Raw genomic sequence first — 17,996 nt, 5'->3', positions numbered from 1 at the left:
CTTGTTCCTCACGGAGGCCCTTGGGGGGAAGGAGTCTGCTGCAACCTGGCGCGTTCGGGGGGAGAGAGAGCGTTCGCGGTGGCGTCACACGTCCGGGAACGACTTCTTTGACTGCCTGACCGTGGCGGTACACAGGGCAACTCATATAAGGCCCCTCATCCCAGGTCCTAAGGACCCTCCGTGCGGCAAGATGCGCAGGTCTCCCGATGTGGCGCCCCCACCTTGGACACGACGCTGGAAGCACGGCAAGAGCCCAGTTCGTCCAAGGAGACGCCATGATGCACCACGAGTTCCAGGCCGCTCGCCAGGCCGCATTCCTCGCCCGGGCCGCGCAGCGCCGCCTGGTCCGGGAAGCCGAGCGCGCCGCCGAGGCAGCCCGCAGCGCCCTCGGCTCCGACGACGCCCTCGGCCCTGACGACGCCCTCGGCCCTGACGACGCCCTCGGCCCTGACGACGCCCTCGGCTCCGAGGACGCCCTCGGTCCCGGCGACGCCTTCGGCGCCGACAGCCGCAAGCACCGCTTCCGCGCCGCGTGACGGAGCAAGGGCGCCGCATCGCCGGGCACCCGGCTGCGGCGGTCCCCGCCGACTCCGAATCCACTGTCCCTCACTTCGTACGGCATGCGATGCTCAGCACCGTGCACAGCAGTCATATAAGCCCCGTGTTCGTAGGCCGCAGGGCCGAGCTGACCACCCTCGGCGAGGCGCTGTGCCGGGCGGATGCCGGGGAGCCCCGCGCCGTGTTCCTGGGGGGCGAGGCCGGCGTCGGCAAGACGCGGCTGATGCAGGAGTTCCTCGGCCGGGCGGCCGCCGGCGGGGCCGTCGTCGCCCTCGGCGGCTGCGTCGAAACCGGTGGCGACGCCCTGCCGTACCACCCTGTCTCGGCTGCCCTGCGCTCCCTGCACCGTCAGCTCGGCGCGGAGCTGCTCGCCGCCATCGAGGGCCAGGAGGGCGAGCTCGCCCGGCTGCTGCCCGAGCTGGGCGAGATGGACCGGGAACGGCCTGAGGCCGATGGCCGTTCCCGCCTCTTCGAGCTCACCGTCCGCCTCCTCGAACGCCTCGCCGCGGAGCGGACCCTCGTCCTGGCCCTGGAGGACCTGCACTGGGCCGACCGCTCCACCCGCGAGCTGCTCAGCTACCTGCTGCGCGCCCTCACCGACAGCCGGCTGCTCATCGTCGCCACCTACCGCGCCGACGACCTGCACCGCCGCCATCCGCTGCGCCCTGCCCTCGCCGAGTACGAGAGGCTGCGTACCGTCACCCGGCTCGAACTGCCCCGTTTCGACCGCGTCGAGGTCGGCCGCCAGCTCGCCGCGATCCGGGGCGAGGCCCCGCCCGAGCAGATGCTGGACCGGGTCTTCGAGCGCTCCGAGGGCAACGCGTTCTTCGTGGAGGAGCTGGCCTGCAGCATCCTGGACGGCTCCCCGGGCGGTCTCAGCGACTCCCTGCGTGATCTTTTGCTGGTCAGGGTCGAGGCGCTCCCGGACGAGGTGCAGCGGGTGGTGCGGATTGCCGCTCAGGGCGGCTCCCAGGTGGAGTTCCGGCTGCTGGCCACCGTCACGGGCCTCGCCGAGGGCGAGCTGATCGAGGCCCTGCGTACGGCTGTGGGCGCCGCCGTCCTGCAGCCCGCGGAGGAGGGCGAGTCCTTCCGCTTCCGGCACGCGTTGATGCGCGAGGCCGTGGTCGGCGACCTGCTGCCCGGCGAGCGCTCGCGGCTCAGCCGCCGCTACGCCGAGGTGCTGGAGGTCGACCCCACGCTCGTGCGGTCCGAGGAGCGGGCCGGGCGGCTGGCCGGCTACTGGTTCGACGCCCGCGACCCTGCCAAAGCGCTGCCCGCCCTGATCGCTGCGGCGGCCGCCGCCCGCGGCCGGCACGCCTTCGCTGAGCAGCACCATCTGCTGGAACGGGCACTGGAGCTGTGGGAGGACACTCCTGCGGAACTGCGCCGCCAGGCGATGCGGCAAGCCGTCGACGACGGCTTGTGCCCCGCCATCTCCCCGGACGCGTCAGGGGGCTTCGTCGACCTGCTCGCCGCGCTCACCGTCGCCGCGCGCCTGACGGGAGAGCGGGAGCGGGCGCTCGCCCTCTGCAAGCGGGCGCTGCGCACGCTGGAGGGCGACTCCTCGACGAGCTCCCGGGAAGGTCTCGGCTCCGCGGAGGCAGAGGATGTTCCATCGGGCAGTGGAGATCCCATCCGAGCGGCCTGGTTCTGGACCGAGCGCTACCAGCTGATGCGCGACCTCTCCCGTTCCGACGGCTGGGACGAGATCGCCCACGCCCAGAAGCTGGTGAAGGGCCTGCCGCCGTCCGTCGTACACGCTGATGTGCTGACCCACGCCGCGTACTGGTACGCGGTGCACCAGCCGGGGCCGACGGCGGTCGAGACCGCGAAAGAGGCGGTGGAGCTGTGCCGGATGACGGGAGCCGAGACCACCGGCCTTGTCGCGCAGCACACCCTGGCCTGGCTCACCATCGACTCGGGCGACGTCGAGGGCGGGCTCGCGCAGGCCCGCGCGGTGTGCGCCCGGGACCCGGAGCCGGGCAACGCACACGTCGTGCTGCGCGGCTACGGCAATCTCTCCACGGCGCTGCACGGCCTCGGCCGCTACCTCGAGGCCGTCGAGGTCGCCGAGAAGGGCAGCGGACTGGCCGACCGGCACGGATTGCCGGACACCGCCTCCTTCATCGACGCCAACCTCGCCGAGTCCCTCATCCAGCTCGGCCGCTTGGCCGACGCGGACGACGTACTCGAACGGGCCGCAGGCCGCCGCGGGGTGAGCCTCCGCACCCAGGGACAGATCGCGGAACAGAAGGCCGAACTGGCCCTGGCCCGTGGCTGCTACGACGAAGCCCGCCGCTGGCTGAAGGAGTCCGACCGCGGGACCACCGGCGCCTACCCGGAGCCGCAGCACACCCTGGCCATGGCCAGGGTCGCCATCGCGCTGGCGGCCGCTGACGGCCGGATCCTCGACGTCCGCTCCCTGCTCGATGCCGCGGTCGGCGAAGCCATCGCCCCCGGCCACCAGCGTTACGTCTGGCCACTGTTGTACGAGGCAGCCGCGGCGGAGGCGCGGGCCCGCGGGCTCGCGGTGGCCGAGCCAGGGCGCAAGGCAGCGGTCGAGCTGATACGCAAGGCGATGAAGGGCCAGCCCAAGTTCGTACCGACATGGGCCACGCAGGCCCTGATGACCGAGACCGAGCTGCTCACCGCCGAGGGCCGGGACGCCGCCGACCACTGGAGGCAGGCCGTTGCCGCGGCGGAACAGCTGGAGGCCCCGCCGCTGCTCGCCACCGCCCGGCTGCGCTTCGCGGAGGTCCTGATCACCCACGGCGGTCCCGGGGCCCGCCGAGCAGCCGGTGAGCTGCTTCGGCAGGCCGAGGCGGTGGCGCGTGAACTGGGGACGCCGCTCCAGACGGAGATCGCCACGCTGGCCGGCCGGGCGCGGATCCCACTGCAGCAGAACGACGGGGAGGCGGACCCGCCCCCGGCGCCGACGGCGGCTCTCGGGCTGACAGTCCGGGAGCGGGATGTACTGCGGCTGGTCGCCGCCGGGCGGAGCAACCGGCAGATCGCGGAGGAACTGTTCATCTCGCCGAAGACCGCGAGTGTGCACGTCTCCAACATCCTCGCCAAACTGGGCGCCTCAGGCCGCGGGGAGGCCGCGGCCATCGCGCACCGGCTCGGGGCTTTCGACGAGTGACGCTCCGCCTGAGGCTCCCAGCTCGACGTGCCGGTGACCACTACCCGTTCCGCCACAGGCTTCAACCGGGGGCATCCGCTGCCCTCGTCCCTCTCGCGGCTCGGGCGGGGCCGGGTCTGCGGTCCAGCTCGCCCGTGTCGCCGAACGCGGCCGATGACCGACCAGTCGGCACCCGTGCGTCGCACTCCGAGCCACGGCCGGTGGGCCACTGTCGGGTCCGGTCAGCAGCGGTGACAGAATGGGGCGGATGACGCCGAATCGTGAGGGCTGTTCGGATTCCCCGACCTCGGAGAGCGAGCCTTGGTTCGACCTGGGTCAGGCCCATGCTGATCTTCTCGCCGCGAAGAGACTGGTTTACGACCCGAACGGCTTCACATGCTCGCAACCGATGGCCGAAGCTGAAGGTGCCGAGTACGGGGCCCAGCAACTGACAGTGGACGGTCTGTCGGTGCGGTTCCGTGCCGCCAAGACCACCCCCACCAAGGTCGGCCAGTTCGTCACCGTGTGGAAGAGATCCGCGCAGGGGCCGATCCAGCCGTTCGACGTCGGCGATCCTCTCGACCTCATCGTCGTCAGCTGCCGTGACGGTCACCACTTCGGACAGTTCGTCTTTCCGCGGGACGTGCTGTACGAACGGGGTATCCTCGCGCGAGGTGGTGTCGGAGGCAAGCGCGCGTTCCGTGTCCATCCGCCCTGGGTGACCACGACAGCGCGCCAGGCCCGCAGCACACAGGCATGGCAGACCAACTACTTTCTGCACATCCCTGAAGACCGCCCCGTCGATTCCACCCGTGCTCGGGCGCTCTACCACCCTTGAAGCCACGGCCGTTCGCCCTGGCGGCTGGGAAGTGTGACAGTTCCGCGACCTCGTCCGGTGCGCCGCAACGCTGCGGCACACCCATTCCCCCCAGCGGTCCTGATGAACTCGCTTCGCTGAGGCAAGGCTGGATGAGACAGGTCAGGAGATGAGCGAGCGGCCTGTCGGCGCCAACCGTAGGGTCCGGGGGGCTGTTGTCTGTTCTCGCTCGATGCCCGGCAGGACCTCGTGGGTGAGGGGATGGGCCAGTACGTCAGCGAGGTGGCGTCGGTACGCGCTCTCGTCGGGGTACGAGGTCAAGATCACGGCGACGTTCTCCCCGGTGCGGACCGGCAGCCTGGCGAATGTGTTGTGCGCCGTCTCGGAGGTGAGGGCGGCGAACGGCGCGGGTCCCGTCTTCTGGAGCACTGGCAGGAGACCGTCCCGGATCAGTGCGATGCCGTCGTGTCGTCCGGGAGGGAAGGACCACACGCGGGCGGACACGAATCGGTCCGGTGCCGGAGCACCGGCCTGCGGCCGCTCGGACGGGGAGACGGCGAAGCCGCTCTCGTCCGACAGGGGACGCAGGAGGAGGACATCGTCCGAGTCGAGCATGGTGGCGTTGGCCTGCGGGCCGTGCGCGGCCCAGACGGGGCCGCCGTAGAAGGCTGTCAGGGCCTGGTGCCGTACCGCCATGTCCCGGAACCCGCGCAGCCAGACGAAGCGATCCGGATCGTCGAGGTCCCGGAACTGGCCGAGCACGACCATCCCGGCCTCTTCCTGGGTTTCAACGAATGCCCGGTCGAACAGCTCGATGAGCTCGTCGCGCCGACCGGAGCGCAGCGTGTACTGGCGAAGTTCGATCACGGCGAGGCAGTCGGCGGGGTTGGTCGGGGGCACGGCAGGCTCCTGTTGCGTTCTCTTCCGCGGGCACGTGATGCCGGCTCGTTCGGTCGGAGCCGGGCGCGAGCTGACAGTAGGGGGGCCGTGTGCCAGGTGCTGTCAGGGTTTCGGGGGAGAATGCGCCCATGTCTGCCGGTCGACTGCTGTCGGTACTGCTGTTGCTGCAGTCGCGTGGCCGTATGTCCGCGCGAGGGCTCGCCGATGAGCTGGGCGTCTCTGTACGGACCGCATACCGTGACGTGGCGCGGCTGCAGGCCGCTGGGGTCCCGGTCTATGCGGAGCCGGGCCGCGGAGGCGGCTATCAGTTGGTCGACGGCTATCGCACCCGTCTGACCGGGATGAGCGAGGGCGAGGCGCGGGCGCTGTTCTTCGCCGGACTGCCCGGCCCCGCCGCCGACCTGGGGCTCGCGGCGGAGGTGACGGCAGCACGGCTGAAGCTGCTGGCTGCGCTGCCGACGGGACTGCGTGAGGAGGCCGCGCGGACCGCGGCGGTGTTCCACCTGGACGCTCCCGGCTGGTACCGGGAACCCGAGCAGACGCCGTATCTGCCCTTGTTCGTCGATGCGGTGCTCACCCAGCGTGCGGTAGACGTCCGCTACCGTCGCTGGCGCGCGCCGCAAGAGGTGCGCCGCCGCCTTCGACCTTACGGCCTGGTACTCAAGTCCGGTGTCTGGTACCTCGTGGCCGCCGGAAAGGACCGGATCGCGACCTACCGGGTGACCCAGGTCCTCGACGCGGTGCTGAGCGACGAGCGGTTCGACCGGCCGCAGGATTTCGACCTCGGCGCGTACTGGACCTCCTACCTCGACGATTTCCAGACACGCCGCTACACCGGCACGGCCACCGTCCGCCTGTCCCCAGAGGGACGCCGACGCCTGCCCGACAACGTTCCTCCGGAGGTGGTGCGGGCAGTCGACTCCACCGCGACCGCCGTCGGGGACGAGGGATGGGTCGAGGCGGTCATCCCGACCGAGAGCACCGAGCACGCGTGCGGAGAGCTGCTGCGGCTCGGTATCCACGTCGAGGTCGTCGCGCCGACCGAACTGCGCCAAGCCATGGCCGACACCGTGGGCGTACTCGCCAGAGCCTACGGAACCGCCGACGTGGTTCAGGCGACCGGCTCACTCACCAGCAACCTCGAATGAGGCGGGACATACTGACGCCCGACCGCATCATCGCCCACCTCGACCCTGCGCCCGCGCTCCAGCGGCGCAAGCAGCAATCGCAACGACTGCAAGGCATGGGAGATGTCCGGTGTCAGGGATGCCGTCGGGAAGAACACGGTGCTCGCGCGGCTACCGGGGCACCGGCCTGATCACCCCGCATCGCCGCGAGAGCGGCCAGGCCGAACTTCCGGCATGGCCCGGCCAGTGAGTACACCCTCGCTCTTGTAGCCTCATCCGGATGGTGACCGAAGCGGCCGTGATCGAACGGATCTGGCGGTATCCGATCAAGTCGACAGGGGGCGAGATACTCGACCAAGCGGAAGTCGAGGAAAGAGGGTTTGTCGGCGACCGTCTCTTCGCGGTGCGCGACGCTCAGGGCAAGTTCGGCTCGGGGAAGAACACGCGTCGCTTCCGCAGGATGCCGGGACTGCTGCATCTGCGTTCCCGCTACGTGGACGACGCCGGTGAGCCTGAACTGCTCGACCCGAGAGGCACGGTGGTACCGGAGCCGAACGCCTATCTCCGTCGTTACCTCGGTCGCGAGGACGTCGAGGTAGCTCGCGAGGCGGCAATCTCTCACTTCGACCAACTGCCCATCAGCGTGTTGACCACGGCCACCCTCGACTGGGTGCGTTCAGCGGTGCCCGATGTACCCGTCGATGAGCGACGCTTCCGGCCGAATCTCCTGGTACGCACACCACCAGGCACTCCTCCCTTCGTGGAGGACGAGTGGTTCGGAAGTAAGGCGCGGATAGGCGACGCGGTATGCGTTGAGTTCGTGCGGTCGAGTGAGCGATGCGTGATGACCAACGAGGCTCAGCAGGACCTCCCGCACTCCTCGCTGGTATTGCGGGCCATCACGAAAGCGCACGACATGCGGTTGGATGGGCTTGCCACGGTTGTGTCGCCAGGGCAGGTGCGGACCGGAGACCCCGTCGTTCTGCTCTGACGGCCGCCGAAAGCGGGGCGGCCGGCCACCAAGGGCCGACCTCGTGGACTGCAAAGCGCATCACACGGTCGAGCGAGGGATCAATTCAGTGGCGCATCTCAGCTGACCCGTCGGGGCGGGTGTCACTCCTCTCCGCCTGTTCGGGCTTCCGCGGCTGTCTCGGCATACGCCGCCCGGCGCTGGGACCGCTGCTCCACGCGAAGCAGGAAGCTCACGATTGCGCAGCCGAGCGCTCCGGCGAGGAGAAGGCCGGTGTACCCCATCTGTTGGATGTGGCGCGCATTGCACTCGGGAGTCTCGACGAAGGGAGTCTTCGGTGCGACGGACGACCCGCAGGGTGGCGGGTAGGCGCTTTGATCGACACTGTGCACGGGGACAAGCAGCGCAACAGCCGCCGCGACGACGAGTGCCAGAGCCAACCCGGCCAGAAAACGAGACCAGGCAACCGCCTTATCCGATGGCTCCGCTCCACCGATGCGCCCAGCTTCTCCCGACACACTGCCCCCTCACATCTCCACTCTTTCCCTGGCCCTGGATGAGAGTACGGGGAACTGCCGCAGCCCACACCCGGAGCCTCCGGGTGAGCCGTCACCGGGGTGTGAGTTTGCGTATCTCCTGTATCCAGGTCAAGGCTTCCGCTCTGGGCTGACGAAGGGCGGCCGTCGCCGCGCCTACTGCTGGTGGATCTGGATCAGGTTGCCGCAGGTGTCGTCCAGCACAGCCGTGGTGACCGGCCCCATCCGGGCGGGCTCTTGGACGAACTGCACGCCCAGTCCGCGCAGCCGCTGGAACTCCGCGTGTGCATCGTCCACTGCGAACGACGTGGCGGGGATGCCGTCCGCGACCAGCGCGTCCTTGTAGGGCTGCACAGCGGGATGGGTGTCGGGCTCGAGCAGGAGTTCGGTGCCGTCGGGGTCCTCGGGGGAGACCACGGTCAACCAGCGTGCTCCGCCGAGGTCGAGGTCTGTCTTCTTCGTGAAGCCGAGCTTCTCCGTGTAGAAGTGCAGGGCCTTGTCGAGGTCGTCGACGAAGACGCTGGCAAGCTGAATCCTCATGGATGACGCTCCGGTCGTTCGGGCTTGAGCCATCGGGACACGATGTGCTCGAGGGGTTCGGTGTTCAGGTCGTGGAACTTGTAGCGCCCCTGGCGCCTGGTGCGGATCAGTCCGGCGGATTCCAGCACGGCAAGGTGCTGGCTGATCGCTTGGCGGGACGAGGCGAGGCCGTGCTTGGTGGTGAGCCGCGCACAGATCTCGAAAAGGGTCTGACCGTCCCGCTCGGTCAGCTCGTCCAGGACCGTCCTGCGGGTGGGGTCGGCCAGGGCCTTGAAGACATCGTCCGTCATAACCACATGATATGCAAGTGGCGACTTGCCTGTGAGCGGCGCGGAGCGAAGCCGGCACCGCGCCCGGTGAGTCACGACAGCAGGGCGGCGGCAGCCGCCAGGAGGTCCTGGTTGCGTCCGGTGACATCGCGTTCGGTCAGCTCGTGCAACTCGTCCGTCCGCACTCCGAGGTCCTCCAGCGGGACATCGACGTTGCCGCGCGCCCTGGTGGCGCGCCGGAGCGCGACGCGGAACCCGGCACCGCGCGGCAGCTCACCGAGCAGCTCGGGCAGCCATACGCGCAGCAGTTCGTGCGTCCACACGTTGGCGCCGCCGGCCCCGGTCCGCCAAGCGGTCCCCAGGACGGGGCCGAGGCCGTTGTCCTGGAAACCGGCGGCGAAGACGTCGGCGGCTGAGTAGGACAGCGCGTCGGTGATCAGGACCTTCGGTCCGGTGTAGCGCGGAAGACCGGCTGTGACCGCTTCGGGGTCGGTGAGCGGGAAGCCCTGGGAGTGCACCTCGCCGGTCTCCACGGCGGCGCGGATCGAGCTCGACCAGACGCGGAAGCCCGGGTTGGACCGGGCCAGCGTGAGCGCGGCGCGCGTGGTCGGCAGCGAGAAGCTCACGGGGACGACAGGATGCCCGCTGAGGATCTGCAACGCGGACTCCGCCGCCGGGACATGGCCGCCCGGGTTGCCGCGGATGTCAACGATCAGCCCTTCCGCTGGAGCGCGCGCCACCATCCGTGCCAACTGCTCGGCGAACAGCCGGGCCCCCGAGACGTTGAACGAGAAGATGCGCAGATACCCGTACGAACGTCCGCGCAGCCGCAGCGTGCGGTAGGCGACCACACCGCGGAAGGCCCGCGGGGACGGGCGCCGTGCCTGGGGCGGGGCGAACAGCGCACGTTTGATCTGCCGCGTGGCCTCGTTCCCGGCGTCGATGCCGAGGCTGGTTGCCAGCGTGGGCACCGGGTCCTGTGCGCGCCCCGCCCGCCACTCGGCGGCGCGCACCCGCCACGGGAGGCGCGTCTCGCGGCGGCGCCCGGCACGGGTGCGGTAGGTCAGCAGTACCCAGCGCTCGTCGGGCGGTGGACCGGTGCGCAACGAGCGCAGCGTCAGCGACTCCAGCCCGCGCGCCAGGCGCGCGTCCGGGTTGGAGCCCGCCTGCGCTGCCGCGTTGCGTTCGATTGCGCGTTCGATCGGTACGCCGTTCCAGGTCTCCAGTTCGGCGCCGACGTCGAAGCCCGCGTGCGCCAGCGAGCGGTCGATCTTGGAGACGATGTGGTGCGGCCTGCCGTCCGGGTCGACGTAGCGTTCGACGAGGAAGCCCAGCGTCGCCACATGACCGCGGTACGGGTCCGGCAGTTGGTAGCCGGTGTGCAGGTCCCGCAGCTCCTGGAAGACACCCGCCAGCTCGGCGTGGAACTGAGGCTCGCTGAGCGGCCTCAGGCGGCGTTCCAGCAGCCTCAGGCGCTGGACCGGGTCGGTGGCGTGCATCGCCCGCTTCAGTGGGAGGTGTACGTACAGCTCCTCGAGCAGCACCCGGGCCGCGGCCACCAGGCGGTGGCGGTCCGCGAGCGGCAGCGGGTCGTCGGCGGCCCGTTCCAGGAAAGCGTCGAGCCCGATCGAGTCGGGCAGGGTGTGGGTCGGCTGTGCCACCGTCGCGCTCATGTGTAGTACTCCGCGAGGTGCTGGAGCTGGGGCACACCGCTGCGGGCCACGGCGGCGAAGTATGCGGCGTCGTGCGTCAGCGGGTCCGGACGCGGTACGACCAGGTCCTGCGGGACCTCCGCCGCGGCGGCGAAGGTGCCCGCGTCGCCCTCCGGCATGTCGCCGAAGAGCACCAGCGGCGCCTCGGGATCGTCCAGCGGGCCGCCCCAGTCCGCGAGCGCGTCCTGCGCGGACCGCCAGGCGGCCACCGGATCGGCGCGTACCCTCTCCAGCGCGCGCTTGACGCCGGGCCAGTCGAGGGTGGCGTCGCCGCGGTCCGGCTGCCGTACCGCCACCCGGCGCTTGAGCCCGGCCACCGTGAGGGTGTCGGTGTGTGTCGCACCGGCGGCGGTCATCAGCCCCGGCGTGCCGTAGAACGGCCGGCCGCGCACCAGTACCAGCCGTACGTGCCGCTCGGTCGCGTTGATCAGATTGCGGTAGACGTCCCGGCCGGGGTCGTGGCGATCGAGTACGAGCAGGTCCGCGGCGCTGCCCCGCCGCAGCCGGCCCACCTGCGGCCCCCAGGCGGTCGCCAGCGCGTCACCGGGGTTGGCGGTGACCATGTCGCACAGCTCCCGGTCGCTGAAGTGCCCTCCCATTTCGAGCTGGTTGACGGCGTCGGCGACCTTCAGCTCGCCGAGCACATGCTTGGTTCCCGACGGCGACCAGTCGGAGCCCAGCGCGATCCGCAACCCCTTCCTGTCGGCGTCCACCACGCTCGTCGTCTCGTGGTAGAGCCAGTAGTTGGAGAACGGCGACCATACGACCGTCCCCCGCGCGGCGGCGTCGATCGCCGCCACCGCGTCCTGCCACGTCCCGAAGTCGGCACCGGTCAGCGCGGTGCCGTGCACGCCGATCAGGCCGGGCTTCAGACACGGCCCGAGTTCGACGAACTCGTCGTGCACGGTCGAGCCACGCCTGCCCTCCGCGACGTGGTAGATCAGCACCCGGGTGCCGTCGAGCTTGTCCGCCCGGGTGTCGCGCAGTTCCTCGGCGTCGAGCTGGAGCGCCGCGGTCATCACCATGTCGGTGCCCGTCGGCAGCTTCTCGTTGTCGACGATCCGCAGCAGCCAGCCGTCGACGGGACGGGTGGAGCGCGGGGCGCCCTGGATGGCTGTTGTGCCACCGATCAGCGCTTTGACCTCGACGTACTTGACCAGCGCCTCGGGCGCCGCGTGACCGAGCACCTTGGCGGGCCAGGTGACAGAGGTGGAGTAGTCGGGCGGATGCCGTTCGCCGACCCAGCGGTCGTGGTGCGCGTAGGGCACACCGACCGCCTCCCACAGCGGGAGCGTGTTGTACGCGAGGTGGTTGTGGAGGTCGATCAGACCGGGGAGGATCATCGCCTCCGTGTCGATCCGCGGCGCGTCGGAGAACCCCGCGGGCGGAGCCTGACCGGCCGACCGTACCGCGGCCAGCCGGCCGTCGTCGCCGACGTACACGGCGCCCGGGTCCAGGACCCGGTGCTCGTCGTCGAAGGTGACGACCGTGCCGCGGAGCACGAGTGCCATCAGTCCGGCGCCTTCCAGACCAGCGTGTGCCCGTCGTCCGGCGAGGGGCGGCTGACGGAGTTCTGCGCTCCACTCGGCCTGGCACGCACCCACGCGTCGTCGCCCAGGAACGCGGGCGCACCGAAGGGCAGGTCGCGGCGGGGGATCGGGCTGTAGTCGGCCTCCACGAAGTCCGCCCCGTAGTTGGGGCCGGTGTTGTCACCGTCGTCGTCCGGCGTCACGGTCTCGCGCAGCTGTGTGACGGCACCGCGCCAGGCATCGAGCAGCGCCTCGGGGTCATGGCTGGAGGGGTGGGGCACCTCGACCAGCGTGACCCGCGGTCGTGACGTCCACAGCCGGACCGCCTCCCGGGCCATGAACCCCATCGCGACGACGGCCTGGAGCGTCGGGTCGGTCGCCCGGTCGAAGACGGCGTTCCGCCACTGCGTCTGTGCCGGTTCGGCCAGGCGGTCCTTCATCGCGAACGCCTGGCTCGGGTGCACCGCATACGCCCATGCGTTCAGACAGACGTAGGAGCGGGTCAGCCCCAGTTTGGTGAGGAAGCCCTGCACCCGCTGGCCGGCGTTGCCGACGAGGCTGCGCCCGGCGATCCGCTCGGTCGGTCCGGGGTCAGAGGCGACGATCAGCACACGGGCTGAGCCGTCGAGCCGGCCGCGGTAGAAGATCGGCCCCCAGTCGTACCAGAAGGCGGACTCGACGGGCGGGTCGGGCACTTGCGCGAAAAGCTCCGCGAACTGGGCCGTCGGCCCGCGGTCGAACTCCGGCATGGCGCAGTGCCTCCTCGCCCTTCTGACGGGTACTCGTCGCCCCAGCTGCGACAGCACACCTCGGCACTCCAGGGCGAGCTGCGGGCCTGTCGGCCGTGACGGGATCCGACTCCATGGATCACTCCGCGCCACTCCGCACAAACCACCACAGCCGCCAACTGGCCGAGATGAGGAGCCCGGACGACAGCTCGGAGAACCGCCGCGTCCCCCGATCGGCTGACACCTGCTGTCGCCTGGCATGCGTCGATCGGCGTGCGTCGATGCAGGGAGGGGCCCGCCGTGTCGGCTGCCGCGACAGGTGCTTGTTGCTCTCCGGCACACGTCGCCGGCCACCGCCGATGGACCCGCCTCAGCCGGCTCGACCGGCAGTCGGCCGACTGCGCACGAATCGGTCACCGAGTGGTGCGGCGGTCATGCACATGAATCCTCACCGTGGCGTCAGCGCCCAGAACGGGGAGAGCGCGCGCGGTGGGAGGCAGAGCGATACCGCAAAAGCGGTCCTCGCCGTCGCGCTCCATCGTCGCCGGGTGGCGCTGTGCCGGGGGCAGGCCGTCGGTGATCGGGTCGAAGCTGTCGCTTGAGCCCTCGACCATGGAGTTCCACGCCGCCCATGCCTGGACATCGCCGCCCTGTGCGTCGGGCCCGATGTCGACGATGAGGGAGTCGCTCCAGGCCGGCACCTGCTCCAGATGGTCGGCGAAGCGGAAGTGGTCGTCGTGTGCGTCGAGTTTGAACACCCGAAGCGTGAGGCTGTAGCGCATCCGCGGAGCGGCACTCTTGTCCGAGGGAATCCCCGGCTCGGGGCGAGCAGGCTCCAGCAGAAAGGTGCGGGCCAGCGGAACGGTGCCGTCGGGTCTTCCTTCAAGGCGTCGGATCTCCCGGCTGAGCTGAATCGGACACCAGTGGGAAGTCTGCTGTTCGCTGATGATGACCGGAAGCCCACGGATGGCGAGGCGCATGTCCGCCTGCCACTGTTCGTCGTCCACGGCGGCAGGCAGGCCGGTGAGACCGAGAGTGACCTGCCAGGGGCCGAAGAGGAAGCGGCGCAGGTTCTGATAGCCCTCCTCGGAATTCACCTCCCCGTAGGGACCTGAATGGGAACGGTGGATGTAGGCGCGGGGGGCGCGGCGCACATAGGCGTGGTCGATGGACACCAGGCCGTCGCTCTTGGGGCCGACGGTGAGCCGGGCGAGCCCGTAGTCCTTGGGGTTGGTGCCCACGAGACAGAAGATGTTCTCGGTGGGGAAAGCTTCCTCCGGCACGTTCTGCGGATCGAAGGCGGACGAGCGCGGGGGAGTGTCGCCGAACTTCGCGCCGGGCTCGAGGTAGCCGTACATCTTCTCCGGGGCGAAGATGTCCGAACCGGCCGGGCCGAAGGTCTGCTGCGCCCAGTCGAGGGCATCGAGCTGGAAGTCGATACCGCCGTGCGGGGTGCCGTAGGTGAAGAACTTCGCCACCAGGTCCTTGGCCGGCAGCCGGGACCGGCCGTCCTCCTGTGGCTGGAAGCAGATCTTCTGCATCATGCAGCGCACGACCAGACCGCCCATCGAATGGGCCACGACGTGGACTTTGGGGGCTCCGGTTTTCTGCCGGATCAGCGTGATCAGGTCGTACAGGCCGGCGGCTGCCGCCTCGATGTTGAAACCGTCGGCGGTCACCCGGTGGTGCACCTTGTTCCAGAGGTGCTTGAACACGTTCTCGTGCGGGGGCGGGACAAAGGTGGTGGCTGCCTGGTCGTAGAAGCGGTACACCCACAGTGAGGCAGGTGTGAGCGCCGCGTCGGCGGAGTCGAGGAGGTGCCGGTGCTGGTCTCCCTGTACGAGCAGCCGGTAGCCCTCGTCCCCCATCAGCCGCAGCAGCGGACCTTCGAACTGGTAGAAGCGAGGATCGCCGTCTCCTCCGATACGGACGTGGGTGGCACCGCGGTTGAACCCGTAGAAGGGGTCGTCCACCACGTTGTCGATACCGGCCGTCGGCCCGGCGTATCCCCGTACGTAGATGATCGGCAACTTGTCCACCCGGAACCTCCCGAAGCGCGCGACGTGGCGAGGGGCTACCGGAACAGCTCCGGTCCAGACGCACCCGGTCTGCGAGGCAAGCGTGCCATGCGAATGCGCGATGGCTGCGCACCGCCGCAGCCAGGGGCGGACACACCAGTCGGACAGCGGACACGACGGGGGTTACGGGCGGTGTGACACGGGGGCCGCCGCTCCTCCCGGGGCAGTCGGCCACGCAACTGTCAGCGGAGGCAGATCGCTGAGGGGGGTATGGGCGACAGCGCCCGTACGTTCCAGTGCGGCGGCGCAGACGAATGCCCGACTCCACTGCGAAGCCGGGCAGGAGGCACTCCGCCGGTTGTCAGGGGGCCAGGACGAAGAGCCCGAAGAGCAGGAAGCCCACGCTGAGGAGGAAGATTCCGCCGAACAGGAACAACTCCGCACGGCGACTCAGCGGGTTCTCCTGGAAGTATTTCAGGGGCTCTACTTGTATGCCGTGCGGTCCCAACGCCATTGGCTTCCCCTCTCCTGCCTGACTGACCGTCACTTACCCGGCTCCGCGTGTTTCATCCTCTGCTCTGGGGAATGGGCGGGCAGGTGATGGCGGCGGAGTTCGGCCGTGCCGATGCCTTCACCTTGTCGGTCCTGTGTGCGGCGGCCGAAGGCAGGACTGCACCACTCCCCGCAGTCGAACAGACACCAAGGGATACGATGTTCGACGATGACTGTTCCTCCGCCCCAGCCTCCGCAACAGCCCCCTGGTGCTCCTCCCGCACCGCCGTACGGGGGCGGGCCCTACGGCCAACCCGCACCCCAGCCTCCCCATACGGGATACCTGTCGTACCCGGCGTACCCCTCCTATCCCGGGCGGCCCGGCGGAGGATGGGGGGCTCCTCCGCCGCCCCCGCGGAACCGGGGCGGCTGGAAGGCCGTCGGTGTCGTGGTGGCTCTCCTCGCCGCCGGATCGGTGTTCTCCTTCCTCGGCCAGCAGCGGGACTCGAACTCCCGCCCGGAGGGAGGGGCGGCCGAGGAGAGCGGAGGCAGCCGCTACCACGTCTCGCTGCCCAAAACCGTGGACGGCGGACGACTGGCGCTCGACGAGGACCTCAGTGACAAGCCCGAGAACCAGAACCCCGACCTGAACCCCGGGGACGCCCAGTACGTGGCCTGGTATGCCTCGGACTCCGGCGACGAACGTTACCTCTTCGTCGGCTACAACTCCGCGGCCGCCGAGGACGGCAGTTCCGCGGACAAGATGCTCGACGGTCAGGTGGACGCCTCCGACACGTCCAGCCCGCCCAAGCGGCACCACATCACCCCGCCAGGAGCCGACGAGCCCCTGACCTGCATGGTGATACCGGCCCCGGAATCAGGCCGGGGCGCAGTTGCCGCTACCTGTGCCTGGGACGACACCGGCTCGGCCGCCTCCGTCAGCGACGGTGGCGACACTGCCGCGGCAGCCACGAGTGTGAAGGACTACGACCTCAAAGCGTTCGCCGAGAAGGTCGACCGCATCCGACGCGACGTCCGCAACCCGGCTTCCTGAAGCCCGTGGCCCGAACCACAGTGGATCGCCGACGTCACCGCCCCGGTCCGGGCCTCTGTGGGGGGCGGGGGAGGGGAGTGACACGAACCGTGACCGTCGCGCCCGGCCGCGCGTGCACCCGTGCCATGGCCGTCCGGTCCGAGGGGAGCACCGGCGTCGCGGTCCCGGCAGGGCCCGTCACCTGGACCCGCCATCCGCCCGGGTGCGGCGGTACGCGCACTTCGGTGCTGCCGTGGCCCGCGCGGTAGGCCAGCCGGTAGGCACCGGTGTCCGGGGCGTGTTCCTCCGTGGTGACCTTGCCCGCCACGGCCGCGGCGTACGGGGCTGCGGTCTGCTGCTTGTTGGTGCGGAAGCGGCCCTTCTCGTCGACGGCACAGTAGCCACTCCCGTAGCACCAGACATAGCTTGCCCAGCCCGAGCTGTAGCGGTTCAGCGAGGCGAGCGCGTCGCGGTAGAAGCGCGCCATGTTCGGCAGGGCGTTGTTGAGCGGCCCCCACTCTCCCACTACCACCGGGATGCCGTACCGCGTCGGGTAGTCTGTCACGGCTGCCTCGTAGCCCTCGATCCAGCCGGCGGCGGGGTCGTAGTCGGCGCCGGCCTCCATCGCGGTGTTGTAGAAGTGCGGCGCGTAGACGACCTTGGAGGCGTCGATGCGGCCGAGGCCGGTCGGTACGCCCTCGCCCACAATCGGAGTCGGCTCGAAGAAGATCCAGTTGTCGTCGTCCACGGAACGGATCGCGTCCGCGAGGCGGTTGTACGTCGGGGTGAGGTGCTCCGCCTCGATGCGCCGGGCCGCCGTCGGCAGGTCCTCGCCGGGCCGGGTCTCGCCCATCGGTTCGTTGATCAGGTCGTAGCCGATGACGGCCGGGTGGTCGTGGAACCGGGCCGCCAGGACCCGCCACATACGTACCTGAGCCTGCTGCAGGTCGGCATCCGTGTAGAGGTGGGTGAACGCGCGCTGCACGGCCGGCTCGAAATACTCCGCGAACCAGTCGTCAGGATGCGGCTCGAAGGGCAGGCCATCGGTCCTGGTGGCCCATGCGGGAATCCCGCGGTGTCCGAAGGCGGGCCCGAAGACATCCTGGTGCGCGTCGAGCAGCACATGGACGCGGTAGCGGTGTGCCCAGTCCAGGATGCGCTCGATCTTCTTCAGGTAGTCCACCCGGTAGTGGCCGCGCCGGGGTTCCAGGTCGTCCCAGAAGATCAGCAGCCGGGCGAAGTTGAAGCCCTGGTCGTGCAGGTCTCTGAAATGGCGCTCGGTGATGGCGGAAAGCGCCTGTCGGCCCCGGTGCTTCTTGTCCTCCACGTTCCAGCCCCGCAGGGTGAGCACCCGTCCGCGCCCGTCGGTGAGGCGGGACGGCCGCAGCGGCCCGGTGCCCGGGTCAGCGGTGACCGCAGGGGCGGTACCCGCCGTCTCCGCGTCGGCGGCGACCGCAGGGGCGGTACCCGCGCCGAGCACGACGAAGCAGACCAGCAGCGCGAAGGCGGTGAGCAGGCGTCGGTACACGGGCGGACCTCCGATGCGGTCGTCGGCTCCTCGGTGCCGCAGATCCCATCAGCCGACCTGACGGCCCATCAAGAGGCCATTCGGCCACGGAGAGCGGGGTGTATCGCCGATCGGCGGC

General features: G+C 70.0%; 15 protein-coding genes and 1 pseudogene. 7 read left to right on the top strand and 9 right to left on the bottom strand.

The window, feature by feature from the left end; genetic code table 11:
* Positions 1 to 275: 275 nt before the first annotated feature.
* The 3 genes from JW592_RS00220 to JW592_RS00210 all read left to right on the top strand — a co-directional run bounded on the left by JW592_RS00220 (position 276) and on the right by JW592_RS00210 (position 4,517).
* Positions 276 to 536: a hypothetical protein gene (locus tag JW592_RS00220; RefSeq protein WP_209262747.1), complete on the top strand. Its 261-nt coding sequence runs from the start codon at positions 276 to 278 to the stop codon at positions 534 to 536.
* On the top strand, positions 533 to 3,700 hold the full coding sequence (locus tag JW592_RS00215) for a helix-turn-helix transcriptional regulator (protein ID WP_307805236.1): 3,168 nt from the start codon (positions 533 to 535) through the stop codon (positions 3,698 to 3,700). The genes JW592_RS00220 and JW592_RS00215 overlap by 4 nt, the downstream gene beginning before the upstream one ends.
* Positions 3,701 to 4,088: 388 nt before the next feature.
* Positions 4,089 to 4,517, top strand: coding sequence for a MepB family protein (locus tag JW592_RS00210; RefSeq protein ID WP_229374964.1), 429 nt, complete (start codon positions 4,089 to 4,091; stop codon positions 4,515 to 4,517).
* Between the two features lie 141 nt (positions 4,518 to 4,658).
* On the opposite strand, the gene JW592_RS00205 is transcribed toward JW592_RS00210, so the two are convergent.
* Positions 4,659 to 5,396, bottom strand: a complete 738-nt coding sequence (locus JW592_RS00205) for an NIPSNAP family protein (RefSeq protein ID WP_209262746.1) — start codon at positions 5,394 to 5,396, stop codon at positions 4,659 to 4,661.
* Positions 5,397 to 5,524: 128 nt separating this feature from the next.
* Between JW592_RS00205 and JW592_RS00200 the strand changes: the two genes are divergently transcribed.
* The 3 genes and pseudogenes from JW592_RS00200 to JW592_RS00195 all read left to right on the top strand — a co-directional run bounded on the left by JW592_RS00200 (position 5,525) and on the right by JW592_RS00195 (position 7,514).
* Positions 5,525 to 6,544, top strand: coding sequence for a helix-turn-helix transcriptional regulator (locus JW592_RS00200; RefSeq protein ID WP_209262745.1), 1,020 nt, complete (start codon positions 5,525 to 5,527; stop codon positions 6,542 to 6,544).
* Positions 6,545 to 6,613: 69 nt separating this feature from the next.
* A pseudogene (locus JW592_RS32385) lies at positions 6,614 to 6,761 on the top strand (IS5/IS1182 family transposase); the annotation flags it as partial.
* A 42-nt stretch (positions 6,762 to 6,803) separates the two neighbouring features.
* On the top strand, positions 6,804 to 7,514 hold the full coding sequence (locus tag JW592_RS00195; protein WP_209262744.1) for an MOSC domain-containing protein: 711 nt from the start codon (positions 6,804 to 6,806) through the stop codon (positions 7,512 to 7,514).
* Between the two features lie 671 nt (positions 7,515 to 8,185).
* Here the strand turns inward: JW592_RS00195 and JW592_RS00190 are convergent.
* The 7 genes from JW592_RS00190 to JW592_RS00160 form a co-directional block, all read right to left on the bottom strand.
* Positions 8,186 to 8,569, bottom strand: a complete 384-nt coding sequence (locus JW592_RS00190; RefSeq protein ID WP_209262743.1) for a VOC family protein — start codon at positions 8,567 to 8,569, stop codon at positions 8,186 to 8,188.
* On the bottom strand, positions 8,566 to 8,859 hold the full coding sequence (locus JW592_RS00185) for an ArsR/SmtB family transcription factor (RefSeq protein ID WP_209262742.1): 294 nt from the start codon (positions 8,857 to 8,859) through the stop codon (positions 8,566 to 8,568). Before JW592_RS00185 ends, JW592_RS00190 begins: the two co-directional genes overlap by 4 nt.
* A gap of 71 nt (positions 8,860 to 8,930) precedes the next feature.
* Entirely contained in the window at positions 8,931 to 10,511 is a 1,581-nt protein-coding gene (locus tag JW592_RS00180; protein WP_209262741.1) for a S41 family peptidase, read from the bottom strand.
* Entirely contained in the window at positions 10,508 to 12,061 is a 1,554-nt protein-coding gene (locus tag JW592_RS00175; protein WP_209262740.1) for an amidohydrolase family protein, read from the bottom strand. The genes JW592_RS00180 and JW592_RS00175 overlap by 4 nt, the downstream gene beginning before the upstream one ends.
* Positions 12,061 to 12,828 carry a uracil-DNA glycosylase family protein gene (locus JW592_RS00170; RefSeq protein ID WP_209262739.1) on the bottom strand — a complete coding sequence of 256 codons (768 nt, stop codon included), beginning with the start codon at positions 12,826 to 12,828 and terminating at the stop codon, positions 12,061 to 12,063. The genes JW592_RS00175 and JW592_RS00170 overlap by 1 nt, the downstream gene beginning before the upstream one ends.
* Positions 12,829 to 13,220: 392 nt before the next feature.
* Entirely contained in the window at positions 13,221 to 14,846 is a 1,626-nt protein-coding gene (locus JW592_RS00165; protein WP_307805235.1) for an esterase/lipase family protein, read from the bottom strand.
* Between the two features lie 340 nt (positions 14,847 to 15,186).
* Positions 15,187 to 15,339: a hypothetical protein gene (locus JW592_RS00160; protein WP_209262738.1), complete on the bottom strand. Its 153-nt coding sequence runs from the start codon at positions 15,337 to 15,339 to the stop codon at positions 15,187 to 15,189.
* 426 nt (positions 15,340 to 15,765) lie between these two features.
* Between JW592_RS00160 and JW592_RS00155 the strand changes: the two genes are divergently transcribed.
* Positions 15,766 to 16,371 (top strand): hypothetical protein, encoded by a 606-nt coding sequence (locus JW592_RS00155; RefSeq protein WP_209262737.1) that lies wholly within the window; start codon positions 15,766 to 15,768, stop codon positions 16,369 to 16,371.
* A gap of 34 nt (positions 16,372 to 16,405) precedes the next feature.
* Here the strand turns inward: JW592_RS00155 and JW592_RS00150 are convergent, their stop codons facing one another.
* Positions 16,406 to 17,878 carry a glycoside hydrolase family 5 protein gene (locus tag JW592_RS00150; RefSeq protein WP_209262736.1) on the bottom strand — a complete coding sequence of 491 codons (1,473 nt, stop codon included), beginning with the start codon at positions 17,876 to 17,878 and terminating at the stop codon, positions 16,406 to 16,408.
* Positions 17,879 to 17,996 lie beyond the last annotated feature (118 nt).

The organism is Streptomyces spirodelae (assembly GCF_017676385.1).
Taxonomy (GTDB): Bacteria; Actinomycetota; Actinomycetes; order Streptomycetales; family Streptomycetaceae; genus Streptomyces; species Streptomyces spirodelae.
Note: the sequence above shows the minus strand (reverse complement) of the source record. Positions and strands in the feature narration are given on the sequence as shown.